The sequence below is a fragment of the Amycolatopsis sp. WAC 04197 genome (assembly GCF_003947475.1).
GTDB lineage: Bacteria > Actinomycetota > Actinomycetes > Mycobacteriales > Pseudonocardiaceae > Amycolatopsis > Amycolatopsis japonica.
Genome location: NZ_QHJK01000015.1, coordinates 47,736 through 63,502, shown reverse-complemented (window position 1 = coordinate 63,502; position 15,767 = coordinate 47,736). Strand labels below are relative to the sequence as shown.

Below are 15,767 nucleotides of genomic sequence, written 5' to 3'. Positions count from 1 at the left end.
GGAATGTGTTGAATGGTTGTGTGGAACGCGCCGGCCGGACTGGTCGGTGATGCTCGGTTGTGGCGAGTGCGCCCTTTCGACGTGCGGCAGAGTGAACAGACGTGTCCCCAGCGTCGCGCAGTGGGGTTGAGGCCCGCGTTGCGGCTGGAGTCCGGAGTTCCGGTGACCCGGCAGGTGGGAGCGACCACAGCTCTAGGGAAGGTGCTGGACCACATCGAGCACGACGGCCTCACGGTGGAGGAGGCGCTGGAGCACTGGCAGCGGTACGCCGATCGGCCACCGCCACCGATGCTGGTCGGATGGCTTGCCAAGGCAGTGCGTCACTACTTCGCCGCGTCCGCGGAAATCGTCTGGGCCGAGAAACTGCAGGTCGAGCTTGTCCCCGTGTCGCGGAACTGGGGTCGTCGCCGTCGGTTCGACACCGGCGATGGTGAGGAGGTGTTGCAGGAGGAGGTCGTTTCCGGTCGCCGCTTCGAGGGGGACGGCGTCCGCGAGTTGCGGCTGCTGCGCACGAAGTCCGTGCGGGATCGGGCACGGGACGAGGCTGAGATCGCTCTGGTGGCGGGAGTGGTCGCGAGCGCTGCCGTAGTGCTGAGCGGGATGTGGGACAAGCGTCCTTTGACATTGCGGTCCGCCCCCACACCGCACCGGGTTCGGGTCGTGGAAATCGGATGCTCCGACGGTAGCCACAACGTCCTCTTCGAGGGCACGGCCCAGGAAGCCCACGAGAGGTATCGGAAGGACGCGGAGTCCGCTGTGATCGCCGCGGCTTCCGGAACTGAATATCTGCCCGGCGCGGACTGCGGCGGTTGTGACCTGATCGGGCAATGCCCGGCGGTGCCGGTTCGGTCCGGTCTGCTCGGAGTTGACGGCAGCGGGCTGCCCCGGCGTTCATGGTCGTTGTCGTCCGGGCGGTCCTTCGACGACTGCCCTGCTCGTCTCGTAGCGGAGCGGTTGTTCCTTCCGCGTGACCGTACAGCGGAAGACAGTGATCACACCCGGCGAGGACAGGCGGTGCACGCGTGGCTCGAAGATCTGCATCGCCGGGTACCGGTGCGTGCCTGCGAGGCGGATGAAGCCCCGCCCACACCGGACGAATGGTCGGCTGGTCGATGGACTGTGAGCGGCGAGCAGGCGAGGCTCGGCACGCAGATGATCGCGGACCACGCGCTCGTCTGCGCGTTGCGCGGTCCGGCAGGGTACGTCGAGGCACACCCGGAACGGCCGGTCGTGGTGTTCGATCCGAAGGCGAACGTCGTGGTGGTGGCGAAGACGGACTTGCTTTACCGGGCCGGAGAGGTGTGGAGGGTCCGAGAGACGAAGACAGTCTCCGTGTTGGATGAGAGCGACCTGATGATCCAGTTCCCGCAGCTGGCCCTCGCTGTCGTCCTGTCTGTAGAGGGCGGAGTTCGAGTGGGTGAGCGCGTTCGCGTCGAGCTGGAACGGTTGAGCGTGTCCGGGCCGGTGGTCGCGGAGTTGGACATCGAAGACCCCGAAATCGTCGCGGCCGCGAGGTCGGTCGTCCGGACCCGTGTCGAAACCTGGCACGCGTCACCTTCGCTCACCGCGAAGCCCGGAAAGGTCTGCGAGACGTGTCCCTTCAACCAATGGTGCCCGGAGAGCAAGGCGTGAACGAAGACGTACTGGGACAGCACTACACCGAGGTACCAGGACAGCGAGTTGTCGCCGCAGCGTTGCGTGCCGCCTACGCGTGGTCGGTTCGCGACGTACACCGCAATGCTGCCATGCTGGAGATCGCCAGGATGACCGGTGTCGTGATGGAGGTGCACGGGCCCGGTCTGGGGCCCGTGGCACCCGTGGAATTGGTCGAACACTTGCGCGCACCGCTTGGCCACCTGCTCGCGGGAGTGCGGGGGCAACCGGCGGAACTCGCCGATGTGGTCCTCCTGGACGAGGACGGTCGGCTCACCGAGAACGCCTACGATCTCGTGTGCGAACACGTGATCCCCTTGAAGGACGTCGCTGGAGAGCGGTCGTGGCTGCCGACGTGGACCACGATGCACTCGGACCAGATCCGGCAACGGGTGTTCACCGCCATGATCACCTCCACCAAGCAGGACGAATACGTCGGCTCGCGAAAGTTCCTCATCGAGCACCCGGCCGGTGGGGAGCAGGAACTGGTCGAGTTGCGTGACCGTGCCGGTGGGATTCGGCTGGCGAAGGGCGGCTACCGGGACATCCCGGAGGAGCAGATCTACCGAGCCTCCGATGGGCGGGGCTGGTGGTGGCCATGCTTGGACTGCAAGTGGCCAATGGCGGTGACTTCGGTTGGCAAGGTCAGGTGCCGCTACCGGCCTCACAACGCAGTCTTCGACTTGGTGCCTGGTAATCGACCTTCATTGCGGCGGCGAGACGGCGCGCGCCGGCCAGCCCCACCTGCCGGTCAGGCCGCCGAGGGCGCGAAGTGTGTGGACGCGGGAGTTTGGCGTTTCGTGGTCGTGCCGGGTGCGAGCGAGCTGAGGATCGCGGCGTCCGCCGAACGTGCCGGGGCGAAGGTGTCGCTCTGGCCGTTCCTCGACCGCTTCGACCTGCTGGTCGCTGCGGGGGGCGAGAAGTTCGCGGTCGACGTCAAGGAATGCCTGTCATTGAGCGCCCTGATTGGACGTCTGCGGACGAGACCGCCGAGTGCTCGCATCCTGTTGCCCAAGTCGTGTGAGTGGCAGCTCGAGACATTGGAGGACGCGTTGCCGGGGCTCGCCGTCGTCACCGAGACGAAGTTCCTGGGACAGATCCGGTCCGCTGTGAGGAAGGCGCGATGACGACCAAAGGCAAGGTGCTGCCCTGCATCATCACGGCAGCGATCGGGCTCGCCGCCAGGCACTTCCCAGAGGACGCCGGCAGTGGCAGCGTGACCGTCACACGGGACCACGTGCTGTATGTGCTGGACGGGCACATCACCGACTGGGACCGGTGGGGACTGCGGTTGTCCGAAGTGGACGCGATGAGGTTCGCCAGGCTATTGCGCAAGCGGACCAATCAGCTCGCCAACGCCGACATGGCCAAGCGGGTGCTCGACGGACTGCTGCAGGGTGGTGAGATCCCCGGCTGCGCGCCGGCGGACGACTACGACGACATGAAGAACCCGCGCATCATCGTCAAGCCAGGTATGCCGCTCACGGACTTCGTCGATCAGGCGCTGACAGAGCTCGACGAACTACACGTCGCGAACCGGAACCCGCTTCAGCCGGCGACCGCAGGCACTTACACGACGACGACGCGCGTCGTGAACGCCGATGGCACCGACCAGACCTATGTGGACTTCCGCTATCACATCGAGGATCATCACGAGGAATCGAACCGGCCGCTGACCCGGATCGTCGACGCGCCGGCTCTGAACGAGCTGGTCGTGCCTTTCGACGAACTCGAGTTCATCGCCGCTCGTCTGGACAAGCTGCTCGACGATGTCGACTCGGATGGCTACCGAGTCACGTCCGTCCGACGCTTCGAGCAGCAGGTGCGCGACCGGTCTGGCGGCGAGATCAAAGAGCTCGACCTGGCCGCTGGTGAGCTGAACGAGCTGCTCGCCTACACCGGCTTCGGCAAGTCCGTCGTGCTGATCGAGAGTTTCGCCTGCTGGGCCGTGGAGAAGAAGGTCTCCGTGGCGTTCGTGCTGCCCACCAACGCTGACGTTGTCAAAGCCACCTACCAGATCGAGAGAGCGATCAAGGCGCTTGGTGACCAGAAGGCCGCGGTCGTTCCCCTTGTCTCCCCGAGGTCGTTGATCAAAGTCGCGGAGACGGCCTCGGCGCGTGCGTCTGACGGTGGGCCTTCGGCCGACTGGATTTGGGAGCGCTTCGGCTACGGTTGTGCGCTCGCAGCGGTCGCTTCCAGCGAGAAATCCGTGGACGGCTGGGTTCCCGGCCGCGAGCCCTGCGCGACGTTGCGGCAGCCGGTTCCGCGGCGCAAGGACAAGACGTTTTCTTGCCCTTGGCGGACTACCTGCGGCCGCTACCGCGCGGCTCGGGAGGCCTGTGTGGCCGACGTGATCGTGACCTCTCACGTGAACCTCCAGCTCGGCATGCTGCAGACGCCGGTGGACGATGGCCTCGGGCGCAACGACCGCGTCACCGTCGAGGAATTGGTGCTGCGGCGGTGCCAGGTCGTGGTCATCGACGAGGTCGACTCGTTCCAGCGTTCGATGATCGAACAGGCGGGTCGAGGTCTTGTGCTCGACCGCGGTGGGCGGACCAATACGCCACTGCGCAGGCTGGACCAGGACTTCGGCGCGGCGTTCGGCATGCTCAGCGATGAGGTGGACGCCAGCGTTCGGGACGCCTACTTCACGTTGCGCTATCTCGCGGAGACCTACGTCAGCCACCTTCGGTACGAACGGCTGGGGGCCTCGGGCAAGAACAAGAACAGCAAGCGGCGGCGCGGCCCCGGTAGGGACTGGATCATGCCCCAGCGGTGGGACAGCGAACTGGCCAACCAGTTGTTCGGGCAGCCTTTCGACGAGGAGCTCACCGACGAGCAGATGCGGTTGTATCTTTCGGTCTTTCCCGAACAGGCGGAGCCCGAACCGGGAGATCCCCCCAAGTACCAGGAGATGCGCGACGTGCTCCGAGAGGTGGTGACGAGTGGCCTGGCCGGGCAGGCCATCGCCGCCGCGCGAGTACGGCTGGCCGAGTTCTTCGACCTCGTCGAGGACACGGACCAGGCGCTTGTCGCGAACCGCGTGCTGCGCAGGACGATTCTCGAACGCATCAGGTGGTCCTTGCACAGCCTGATGGCCAGTAACGCCCAGCTGGTCGACATCGGTGTGGAGTCGGCTCAGGACATCGCCGACGCGCTTGGCACCTACGGCAGGTGGCGGGTCATGCCCACGGGGCCTTTGGGGCGCCTGGTGTTCGCGTTCACCGAGTACCACGATGACAGTGGCAGCGAACCGTCGCAGCTCTCCACAGCTGCCTTTGGTGGTGACCCCCACCTCTACGCGATCAGCCTCGGCGACATCACCGCGTTGGCGCAGGCCGGAACCAGGCGGATCGTCTTGGGCATGTCCGCCACGTCGTACTTCCCCCACGCCCCGCACAGTCACCTCCACATCCAGCCCAAGTGGTGGGTCTCCGACGATGACATGGAGGTCGACGGCGCCGTTGAAGCGAAGGTGACAGTCGTGGCCGAGAAGGTCGTCGACAAGGCCGGCAACGTGATCAAGGTATCTGGGCTGGACGGCAGGGATCGAGCGGACGCGCTGGAGCAGCTTGCGAAACTGTTGTGGCCCAAGCTGGAAAAGGAACTGGCGAGGCTCGCCGGGACGGATCGAGAGCGCGCCAGGGTGTTGCTGGCAACGACGTCCTACGACGGTGCGAGGCAGGTCGCGCTGGGGCTGTCCGATGCCGGGGTGCCCGCCTCGCGCATCTGCCTCGCGACGCGGCCGCGACGGGAGGAGGATGCCGGTTCCGCTGTCCGGACAGGACAGTGGTGGGAGCTGCCTGCCGACCGGTTGGAGATGTTTCCCGGCATCGACGGCGCCGACATCCTGATCGCACCTCTCGCTCGTGTTCAACGTGGCGTGAACATCATCGGTGCCGGTGACCGCTCCGCCCTGGGGTCCGTGTGGCTGCTCGTCAGGCCCATTCCGCTCATCGACGAGCCAGCCGAGCTGCTGGCGCACATCCAGGCCAGGGCGCTCACCTGTTACCGGGGGCCGGCCGGTGATCCCCTCGGGCTTTTGGAGGAACGGCGAAAGAAGGCCGGTACCTACTTCGAGCAGATCGTGCACCGACCGCCGTACTTCCGATGCCAGCCCAAGGAGGTCAAGCTCGGCGTGACCGCAGAAATCATCGTCGGTGCGATCCAGCTCATCGGCCGGGCACGGCGAGGTGGTACGCCCGCTGTGCTGCACCTCGTGGACGGCGCCTTCACCGACAGCTCGGCGGGTACGAGCTTCGCGTCGTTGATCACCGCACTGCGTGACGAGTGGAAAGAGAGCGGTGAGCTCGGTGAGGTGGAGCGGTACTACGGCAGAACCCTGCGGGCCTTTCTGGAGTTCGCGGACCGACCGGACACTGGAGACGAGTCATGCTGACCAGCCTTGCTTACCGCGTGCCCGCGAAGTACCTGAACGAGGTTTTCGGCGCGGTGACCGCCTATCCGCTCACCAAGGACTTCCAAGCAGCGTGGTCGACGATGCCGCGCACCGAACGCGGGTGGGGTCCTGCCTACTCGAGCCTGGCCCGTGGCCTCACCTCGGCCACGGGGAGGCCGGTGACGTTGTTCGATGAGTACGACCTCGATGAGACCGAGCGTTCGAGCGGAAAACGCATGCTCCTGCTCACCGACGATGGTGCGATGGATTACCGGATGCGAGTCGCGATGAACGCCTGGGAACGTCACGTCCGGGGCGGTTCGGACGTGACGACCCTCGCGCCCCTGCTGCCGGAACCCGAACCGTCGCGATCTTTCTCGGAGTTCATCAGGCTGCGCGACGGAGAGGTCCCCGAGGCGCCCAACTGGGTCTTCCGCACGGGGATGTGGCGCGTCATGAAGGCCCTAGCGGAACAGCCGCTCAAGATCGACGGGCGTGGGCCCCTCCGGCTTCGCCTGGACACCAGCGGTGCGTTGCTGGCGTGGGAGGACGAGGACCTTATCGCCAACCGCAAGGGGACCGCTTTCAGCATGCTGCGGGTGAGCGGCCGTTTTGTCACTAGGGCCGGTGTCTCAGATCCCGTGCTGTGCTTCGACGCTCACCTGTCTCGGATCTCGTCAAAGGGCTTTTGGTCGAACAACGTGTGGATCGAGCCGGCCGACAGCAGGTTGCCGATCCTCCACCTGCCCATGCAGTACCGGGAGGACGCGGAATCGGGCGTCCGCAGGGTGCGGTTGCACCCCGCGACCGCGACGATCTACGAAGCGTGCAAGCTCGACCCACTGGATATCCCGGAGGAACTGCCCGACCGGCCCGGCGCGATCCGGCCGCAGCTCTGGCGCAGCCGCTTCCACACGCTGGGCAGTGGTCCTGGTCCACGCCTGTTGATGAGGTTGCAGGAGCACATCTCGGCGATGCTGCCCCGGCTGGAGCCGCTCCGGTATCCGATCGACACGTCGATCAGGCTCGCAACGAGGGTCGAGAAGTACCAGAAGGGCGGCCTGCCTGTCGCGGCCATCGGGGCAAGCGGGTACAAGCGCGTCACGATCGCCTGCGTCTACCGGACCGGAGGTGCGCGGCAGCGGATGCTCGTTGAGCTCGAGGAACTCACCGGTGTTGCCGTCGAGCCTCGGCACGACGGACCTCCAGTGACCGTGAACGAGCGACTGGACGTGGCCGCATGCTATTGCCCAGGACTCCTGGAACACGGCACAGTGAACCGCGCGGCCCTGCTCGACCGAGTGCCCCGAAGCGAAGGGGAGGACCACCTCGTCGTCGCGTGGCTTGAAACCGAGTATCACCCGGCGGTCGAGCTCACCCGCGACGCGAAGCCTCACCTGCGCAGGCTGTTGGGCCACCGCGGGGTTCCCAGCCAGTTCCTCGCCACCGATCCTCTGGTCCTGCCCGACGAGGCCGAGCCGCGTTCGTCATCGGAACGCAAACACGCCGCGCGGGCGGCGTTGCGCGACCTCCTGCGAGCGGCGGGGGTGCTCGACGAAAGGCTGCCAGGGGCCATCACGGACCCCAAGCTGCTCCACTCGGTGGACCGTCCAGCGCTGCTTGTCGGTGTGCACGTGCGGGCGCAAAAGGCGGATCGCGGCATTGGCCCTCTGGTGGTGACAATGAGTGCCTTGCACGTCGTGCCCGGCGATCTGGAGGCGTGGCGTGTGCTGATGTACAGCGACAAGAAGAGGTCCTGGTGCCGCACAGGAGAAGCGATCGCAGATTTCCACTCCGGTTCGATCGGAACTTCGTGGTTCGGCCGGTCGAAGGCGAAGGTGGAGAGGACCCGCGCGGAACTCGAACGGAGGTTATGTGACCTCGTCACCGGCGAGCTCGGCCATCTCCCGGTCGTGGTGTTCGTGGACGGGCCCGCTGCCAGGAAGATCTGGCCGGGTCTCCCGAACACGAGGCTCGGCAAGGGGCCATTGCCGGGAGATGCCCTGCGCGAGAATGGGAAGGACGTCGCCGTGGTGCGGGTGAGCACCGGTGTGTCGGAGATCGGCAGGCCGGTGACGAGACAGAAGGACACCAACATGCCGGCCGACAAGAACAAGCCGGCCGCACCTGATCGGAAGGTCTACCGGCTCGCCGACAGCGCCGTGCCGTCCTGGCTTTTCGCCGGGAGGTCGACGTTGCTTTCCTCGAAGGGAGGGGACGCAGGGGCGAAGTACACCAGATGGACGTTGCCGGATGATGCGAAACCGGAGCTGCGCAAGCCCTGGCATTCCTACACCGCCAAGGAGATCGTGGTGGTCCTCGAGGGTTCGTGGACGTCCGCCAGCCTCGCCGCGCTGACCGCCAGACTCTGCGACCAGGCGATCGCCTGGGACGGCCGGACTTTGCTACCCGGCCCGCTGCATCTTGCGGGCAGGGCCGACCGTGACCACCCCGATCACCGGGTGTCTGGTGAGGACGAGGACTGACCCGCGGTCCTCGTCCTCACCTTCGCGGTCAGGAATCGGCGAAGGCCCGACCGGGGCTGGTCGCCGTGAGAACTACCGGCGACCTGCTGTCGTCCTCGATCCCGTGGCGGATCGTGGCCAGCAGGTCGCCGAGCGCGTCCTCCGTCAGCTCGTCGATCTCGTAGCGGTCCATCGCCTGCGGCTGGAGGAACACTGGAATGTTGCTGATCGATTCACCGGGCAAGACGACCGGCAGGAGCTTCTGCTCCCAGAGCTTCCGGTTCCCCTGCAGGCGGTCGCGCATGATGCCGAGTTCGCAATGCATGCCGGCGTGCTCATTGCGGTCGATCTTGCCTTCACCGACCGCCAGGCACTTGGGTGACGCGATGATGATGACGAAGTCCGCATCGTCGATGTTTTCGTTCGCCCAGAGGAACCAGTCCTTGCGAGCGGGGCTCGCGAACTGGTCGAGCCGGACGTCGAGCCCACACCTGATCAGGAGGTTCGCGAACTCTCTGACCAGCTTCTTGTGGACGTCATTGTCGTGTGTGTAGGAGATGAACACCCGAGGCGCAGAGGAAAGCGGCACCGCGGTCGTGCCGTGGGCGGGCTGGGTTGTCACCGCGGCGTGGGGGTCCGTTGTCGTGGGAAGCTCGATTCGTAGGGCAGCCGGTGTGAGCACTGGCAAAACGTTCCAATCGGGCGTCGGCCTCTGGTCGAAGCGCACGACCGCGGTGAGATCCAGGTATGCGAGTCCCGGGTCGACGAGCGTGACGAGCCATGCCACCCGCGACCCCCGCCGCACTCCGGTGTCCGATGTGGCCCAGTGCTGCCACCGAATACCGCTGCTGCCCACGCCGAACACGTGAATCGTCTCGCCCGTCGCGGGAACGTGCGCGGCCGGTGTCACGCCGTTCGTGGCAGGCACCAGGTTGAGGTGGTCGTTCACGATGTACGACAGAGAAGTCTGCGCGGGCTGGGTGTGGTGGGGGATCGCGTCCACCACCACCCCCTCACGCAACTCCACGCCGAACTCGAACCAGTTCATATCCGGCGTGCTCGGTGCAGTCTCCAGCTCGTAGTTGAACTTGACGAGGTAGGCATCGGCGCCGTCGAACTGGCCTGGAGCGAGGCCGATCGGGTGGACCTGCCAGCCATGCACCTGGACCGCCCCGATCCTGATCGGACTGGGCGCCGAGCTGAACCTTTTGCTGTCCTGGTCCACGACCGTGAGCTCGATCGTGACACCTGGTGTTGAATCCACTCGCGAACCTCGTCTACTCGATGTGCTGAATCTATAGATGGCGCCCAACTTATCTCCGCCTCGATCGAAGTCGTGACGGGACACGGCTTGTCGTGACACTGTCGCGTTCTTGTCCTGTTTCTCGCATGATCTGCGTGGCTGTTCTGACGTGCGGCATTTCGTGCCGAACATGAGGGCTTCGGCAATATGAGCTTCCCCGATTGGCCCGGAACAGCAGCACGGTCAAGCTCTTGTGCGTGCGGCCAGGTGCGGTGCGGGCACTGTCTGGGCAAGATGGAAGGGACGCCCCGCATGTCTGAGGCCGTCGTCATCGAGCCGGTCAACGGCTACATCAACCAGACGCGCCTCGCGAGGCTTCAGGAGGCGATCGAAGCGGGTGCGGATCCTGGAGCCCTGATCGAGCCGTTGAACCGGGCGAAGGAGGAGCGCGACGCTGCTGAGGAGGATCTGGCGCGTGCTTCGGCTGAGGAGTTGATCGGCAGAGCCGAACTCGAAGCGATGGTCGATGCGTTCGGTGAGCTGGGACGTCAGGTCGGGAACGCGAGCCCGGGAAGACTTCAGCAGCTCTATGGCGAGATCGGCTTGGAGATGGTCTATAACGCAAGAGAGCGGACGGTCGATGTGACCATCCGCCCACCCGTAGGGTTAATGCGTGTGTCCGAAAGGCGAGTTGCTCACTAACCATCCGCCTCAACGTTCCCGGATGACGCATAGCTCAGTCTCGACGAGCGGGCATTCGCATGCCAAATGGTGGGTGGCTTGTCCCAGAAGCTACGGACGACAAGTTGCGGGCAGTGCGCGGTCGGACATGGTGGGAGTCGGAGCAGGTGAGGTCGCAGACAGGAAGCCGGGGATGGCGGTCGTATCCTTTTCCGATGTCTGTCGACGTTCCGCTGGGAGAGCTGCTCCGATACTCGAACCTCCGGGCACGAGTGAAGTTTCACCAGCTTGGCCTGAGTGACCCCGGTGGGATCGGCGATTTCGTCGACGGCTCGGTAAGCGGCGGCGATGTGCGTCTGCTGGAACTCGAAGACGTCTCGTTTTTCTCTCTGGCTAGGCATTTCGCGGTGGAGTTCGAGCGTAGCTCTCGTCGCGAGGTCGTGTTTCTCGTGGTCCATTTCGAAAACGGCCGTCGCCACGAAGACATTGAGCTCTTGTTCGAGCGGGACGGGACCGTGCTCGTCAGCTTTACCCTCGACGGCGGGAATCCGCGTGGACTGGAACACGCGCGGGAGCACGCGGAGGAGACCTTCGTATCTGCGGGTGCCGTCGTCCGGTGGCTGGAACACTGCCCGGCCGACGAAGAAGTTGACCAGGACTACTGGAGCGTCGGTCTGAGCGTGACTGATCTTAAGGTCACGGTGGGTGCGTTGTGCGCGGCAGTGAAAGCCCTCAGGCCCGTGCTCTGCACGTTCCGGGGCGAAAGTGGGCCGGATCGCCGTGGTGAGTTTAAGCGGCGTGTGCTTGAAGGACGGTTTGCAGAGATTCTCGGCACCGCAGAGTCGGACTGGCTGGAGTGCAAGGCCAAGCTACAGATCGGTGGCCCGGACGGCAACGACAAGCTCACGAAGGCGGTGTGCGGGCTCGCGAATGGCCACCGCGCGGGGCTGCTGGTAGTCGGGCTCAAGACTGTGCCCGTTGACGGCCGCGATGTTGTCGCCGAGGTCACGCCGGTGCTGGCCAGGGCGCACACCGCGGAGCGGTACTGGAAAATTGTCGACGACCACGTCGAACCGGTCGTTCGGGGCCTCGAGATCGATGTCGTTCCCGTGAACGGCGGGGTTCTGGTGGTGCTGAGTGTTCCCGCGCAGCCGGAGCACACCAAGCCATTCGTCGTTACCAAGAACGGCGGCACGCTGCTGTTTCAGCGCCGTGGCGACCACACTGTGCAGCTGACCTCGGCGGAAGTGCGAACATTGCTGGCACAGGGGTGGGGTAGGTAGTGGGTGGCCAGAAATGATGTCGTGTTTGCGCCGGACCTGCCGTAATCGCTTCCGTCCGACCTGCACCCGGCGGGTCCGGATCGGTGGTTCGGTCACGTAAGCCCGCTCACCCGGAGATCGTCGCGGTCGAGGACTTCACGGAGGCGCAGTTGATCCGGCGAGCCAAAGCGGCCGGCGGCCTCCGGACAGCTCGCAAGACCGAACGCGGGGCGCCCAGTGAAACACGTGTACCTGTTCCGCGGCCTCATTCGGTGTGCCGCGTGCGAGCGGAAGATGAAAGGCAGTCCGCGCAAGTACGGCATGTACTACCGATGCCCTGCCCGGACTCTGACACTGGCCTTGCTCACACATCCGCCCACGATCTACCTCCGGGAAGAGCCGCTGCGGGACGTGGTGAACGGGCGGTTCGGCGGCCTGTTCGATCAGCAGAACCTTGAGCAGACCGTCAGCCAGCCCTGCGAGCCGAGGGCGATGAGGTCGTGAGTAAGCAGTTGAAAGGGGCGGAGGCCAAGCTCAGGCGGTTCCAGGGACGCCATCGCTGCGGGTGTCGACCCGGTGGCGCTGGTCGAGAGCATCAACGAGGCTCGAGCGGATCGAGCGGCCGCGCAGGGAGCGTTAGCTGCCGCGGGCGTGCCTGCGGGAATCACCGACGCTGAGGTCTACGCGATGATCGACTCGCTTGGCGACATCGGGGCAGCGCTCGCTGATAGTGAACCGGGCAAGCTGGCACGGCTCTACCGGGATCTGAGGCTTGACCTGCGGTATGACAACGAAAAAGAGGCCGTCTACGTGACGACCTCTTTGCGTGTGAATAATGCGGGTGTCCGAGGGGGGACGCGGTCACAAATCCTTGGCAGATCTCCTAATTTCTGGGAGGTCATGTGTGGACGATACATGACCTCGAGACCGTTGTGCCACTCAGCAGTGTCGGAGGGCTTGTCACTGCTTGTCTTCGGTGGCCATGGGCGTCTTGCGTCGTTGTTGAAACGCAGTGAATTTCGCGGTCAGCTCAAACATGTAGTCCAATAGGGCCTCGCAGAGATCTAACGCGTCCTCGGCATCTTCTCGTGAGATCTGCGTTCCGGTGTAGTGTGCGCCTTGGTTGCCCAAGATCCGCAAGGCTTGTGCCCAGTCGAACAGACGCTCATCGATCGCTCCGGATTCCTTCATCTCTCGAAGGCCCTCGAACAAGTTTCGCTTCTTGGTTCCCTTAACTGCGCACACACCTTCGAGGGTCCGGCGGACCATCACGCCGGCAGCGGTATATGCCTTGGCTTCGAAGCACAACCGCGCCTGTTCGTGTTCGTCGCGGAGTTCTCTCGGAACCGAGAGCCCGAGCCGTCGTCCGGGTGCCGGCCAGACGCGAGTTGGTTCATCCCAGCCACCACCGTAGTCTTCGGATAGAAACAAGCTCGACTGTCCGCAGCTGGTGCAGCTGATCAACAAGCTCAGTAGCGGCGGTCCGTGCTCCGGGTCGTAGCCTTGGTGGCTTCCTTCGGTCTGGCCCAGGACTGACTTCGAGCAGTGGGCACACACCATCGGGATGGCCTCAGGAATGATCGACATGCACAGTTAGTCGCAAAGTCCGCTCCGCGGCGTTACAACGGAGCACGAATCATCGCAGGTAGGCGGTAACCGGGACGTGGATGAGTTCTGACTGTGTCACTGTGACCGATCGAGCCCTTTCCGACTCGATGTCGCGGGGCTTGACGCTCGGCTGGTGGAGGACCGCGGCCACCAGAGTGTGGCGCGAGGGGCCGTGCGTGACCACCAGTTCTGTCGGTGCCAGTTCGTACCATGGGGCAGGCGAAAGCGAGGACCGCAGATGTTCGACCGCTCAGTGGACCACCCGACGGCAGTGGCCAGCTACGACGACGAAGGCCTGGACGTGGCCATCGACTGGTCCTGCGACCACCTGCAAGACGACGACATCCTCACTGTTTGGACTCGCCTGAAGTCGAATCTGCGCAACTGTGATCGGCTAGAACAGTTCGTAGCCCGGTATCGGAACGTCGAGCACGTGACGGGACGCGGCGGTGGATATGTCCGAGGTATCGGCCCGGTCTTGATGGCCTGGCCGGATATGGCCGACCTTGGTCAGCTGATCCAAGCTGGCGGCTATCACGTCCGAGCCCTCTGCGTCGTCACCTGGAACGCTGACGCGATCAGGTCCTGGGTTACGGCGGTCCGGCCCACCATCCTTGGCGACGACTCGCCATGGATGGAGTTGACTCCTGAGCTGGATGGCGTCGTACTCGAGGCTCTAAAGGGCATCACCCGCACGGTGAACCACAACAACACGATCTCGGCGGGGTTCGAGAAGGGCCAGGTGGTGGGTACCCTGCTCGCCCTTCGCGACGCCGGCATTGCCATGGACGCCGAGGCTATTGAAGGCTGGTCGCTGGCCAACGGCTGGTCAGGCAAGAACCCGCAGCGGCTCGGCCAGTATGTGCGCGACATCAACGCGGGCAAACGCCCTCGCTGTCGCGCCATCCTTCGAGCTGACTACGTCGACTACTTACGTCGGCGCGCTGCTGGCGATGACGACTGACGCGCCTGCGTTCCCGGCCAGGGGCCGCGCGGCACTGGTACAAGTTCCCGCAGAATGAGAGATCGAGGACGAGATCATGACGGTCTACACAGACTGGCTCAGGACTGACTCATCACCTCAAGGAGCCATGGAAACACAGGCCGGGTTCCTTGATCGGGTCGCAGGATCGTACTGGGACCAGGTTCGCCACGTGATCAACGAATGGTGCTCTCACCTGCCAGCCAGCTCGCGGCCAGGGTTGCGTAGTCGCCTACTGGACCGCAACGCCGATTCGAACGTCTACTCCGCGCTGTGGGAGCTGTATCTGCACGAGATGCTGCTCGGATCTGGGTACTCGGTGGAGATCGAGCAGCAAGTCGGCACTCGAGGACGGAAACCGGACTTCCTTGTCTCCCGAGGAGACGAGCAGTTCGTCGTCGAGGCGATCTGGACGGCTGAACGTATCGGTGACCCGCGGCACGGCAAACTAGCTGCTCAGTTACGTGACGCGATCGAGAAGAATATCCAGAGTCCTGACTTCGTCTTGTCCATGGCGATCGACAGCGTCGGGCCGGCTCTTCCGCCGCAGAAGCGATTGAAGTCCGAGCTGGGCCAGTTCTTGTCCGAACTGGACTACGGCAAAGTCGCCGCAGGAGGCGAGCGCCAACGAGCGCCGCGGTACACCTGGCGTGAAGCGGGATGGTCGGTCACTTTCGGCGCCATCCCGCGCGCCAAGCGCTCACGCAGCGGGCGGATCATCAGCATCTACCCAGCGATGAGCTTCTTCCGAGTCGACACTTCGCCGGTGCTCGACGCGGTCAAGAGGAAAGGCGGGAAGTACGGCAGGTTTGGAATCCCTTACGTCGTTGCCGTTGGTTGTGCGGGGGCGTTCGTCGAGGACGACGACATTGAGGCATCTCTGTACGGCAGCACGATCGAACGTGCCGATCGCGCAGGCATACCGACGTTCGAACGACAAGCAGATGGTTACTGGAAGCCAGGACGAGACGACGAGCATTCGATCGTCAGCGGAGTTCTCACCGTGGACAACCCTGCGCCATGGACCTGGACTAAGAAGAATCCCATCCTGTGGATGAGCCCTCGTCAAGGGGCGCTCCCTGCGCCAGTCTTGCCGACATGGTCGACCGCCCGGGTTGACGGGGCCCTGATCGAACGTGAACCGGCAGCCGTCGCGCCTTACATCGCGCTGGGACTGGCTCAAGATTGGCCGGTTGGCGCTGCATTCGTTCGCGCCACGACGAGAAGCCGCACTGAGGTTAGTGGCCGACCTTCTGTGCACATCGGTCACCAGGGGCCTTCGAAGGCATGAGCCTAAGCTTTCCATAGAGCCATCGTTGGGTCGAAATGACTCTCGTTTGCGGAGGTTTCGTGCTCAATTCGCTAGACGAAGGGAGTATCTTCGGTACGTGACGATTTATGAGGCAATGCGCTGTTGTCTCAAAATTTTGAGTGAGCGACGTTGCTGTCATGGAAACGGCTCTGCTGGCGAGGG

11 protein-coding genes are annotated in these 15,767 nt (G+C 64.4%); 9 read left to right on the top strand and 2 right to left on the bottom strand.

Translation table 11 applies throughout. The features are described 5' to 3' along the window. The first annotated feature begins 120 nt into the window (after positions 1 to 120). The 4 genes from DMC64_RS39010 to DMC64_RS38995 are packed head-to-tail and all read left to right on the top strand — an operon-like array spanning position 121 to position 8,538. Positions 121 to 1,632 (top strand): PD-(D/E)XK nuclease family protein, encoded by a 1,512-nt coding sequence (locus DMC64_RS39010; protein WP_199755244.1) that lies wholly within the window; start codon positions 121 to 123, stop codon positions 1,630 to 1,632. Beyond that, complete coding sequence (locus tag DMC64_RS39005) at positions 1,629 to 2,780, top strand: hypothetical protein (protein WP_125737608.1); 1,152 nt, start codon at positions 1,629 to 1,631, stop codon at positions 2,778 to 2,780. The genes DMC64_RS39010 and DMC64_RS39005 overlap by 4 nt, the downstream gene beginning before the upstream one ends. Beyond that, complete coding sequence (locus DMC64_RS39000; protein WP_199755243.1) at positions 2,777 to 6,052, top strand: hypothetical protein; 3,276 nt, start codon at positions 2,777 to 2,779, stop codon at positions 6,050 to 6,052. Before DMC64_RS39005 ends, DMC64_RS39000 begins: the two co-directional genes overlap by 4 nt. Then, on the top strand, positions 6,046 to 8,538 hold the full coding sequence (locus DMC64_RS38995; protein WP_125737607.1) for an RNaseH domain-containing protein: 2,493 nt from the start codon (positions 6,046 to 6,048) through the stop codon (positions 8,536 to 8,538). The genes DMC64_RS39000 and DMC64_RS38995 overlap by 7 nt, the downstream gene beginning before the upstream one ends. A gap of 28 nt (positions 8,539 to 8,566) precedes the next feature. Here DMC64_RS38995 and DMC64_RS38990 read toward each other — a convergent pair whose 3' ends face one another. Then, positions 8,567 to 9,781, bottom strand: a complete 1,215-nt coding sequence (locus DMC64_RS38990; RefSeq protein WP_158634319.1) for an SEFIR domain-containing protein — start codon at positions 9,779 to 9,781, stop codon at positions 8,567 to 8,569. Positions 9,782 to 10,072: 291 nt separating this feature from the next. On the opposite strand from DMC64_RS38990, the gene DMC64_RS38985 reads away from it, so the two are divergent. The 3 genes from DMC64_RS38985 to DMC64_RS38975 all read left to right on the top strand — a co-directional run bounded on the left by DMC64_RS38985 (position 10,073) and on the right by DMC64_RS38975 (position 12,207). Further along, positions 10,073 to 10,462: a hypothetical protein gene (locus DMC64_RS38985; RefSeq protein ID WP_125737605.1), complete on the top strand. Its 390-nt coding sequence runs from the start codon at positions 10,073 to 10,075 to the stop codon at positions 10,460 to 10,462. A gap of 194 nt (positions 10,463 to 10,656) precedes the next feature. Continuing rightward, positions 10,657 to 11,724: a helix-turn-helix domain-containing protein gene (locus tag DMC64_RS38980; protein ID WP_158634318.1), complete on the top strand. Its 1,068-nt coding sequence runs from the start codon at positions 10,657 to 10,659 to the stop codon at positions 11,722 to 11,724. Positions 11,725 to 11,997: 273 nt separating this feature from the next. Continuing rightward, positions 11,998 to 12,207 (top strand): hypothetical protein, encoded by a 210-nt coding sequence (locus DMC64_RS38975; RefSeq protein ID WP_125737603.1) that lies wholly within the window; start codon positions 11,998 to 12,000, stop codon positions 12,205 to 12,207. Positions 12,208 to 12,663: 456 nt separating this feature from the next. Here DMC64_RS38975 and DMC64_RS38970 read toward each other — a convergent pair whose 3' ends face one another. Beyond that, positions 12,664 to 13,290, bottom strand: a complete 627-nt coding sequence (locus tag DMC64_RS38970; protein ID WP_125737602.1) for a DUF4145 domain-containing protein — start codon at positions 13,288 to 13,290, stop codon at positions 12,664 to 12,666. Positions 13,291 to 13,549: 259 nt separating this feature from the next. On the opposite strand from DMC64_RS38970, the gene DMC64_RS38965 reads away from it, so the two are divergent. Both DMC64_RS38965 and DMC64_RS38960 read left to right on the top strand, forming a co-directional pair. Then, positions 13,550 to 14,275, top strand: coding sequence for a hypothetical protein (locus tag DMC64_RS38965; RefSeq protein ID WP_125737601.1), 726 nt, complete (start codon positions 13,550 to 13,552; stop codon positions 14,273 to 14,275). 127 nt (positions 14,276 to 14,402) lie between these two features. Then, positions 14,403 to 15,584 carry a hypothetical protein gene (locus DMC64_RS38960; RefSeq protein ID WP_199755242.1) on the top strand — a complete coding sequence of 394 codons (1,182 nt, stop codon included), beginning with the start codon at positions 14,403 to 14,405 and terminating at the stop codon, positions 15,582 to 15,584. Positions 15,585 to 15,767 lie beyond the last annotated feature (183 nt).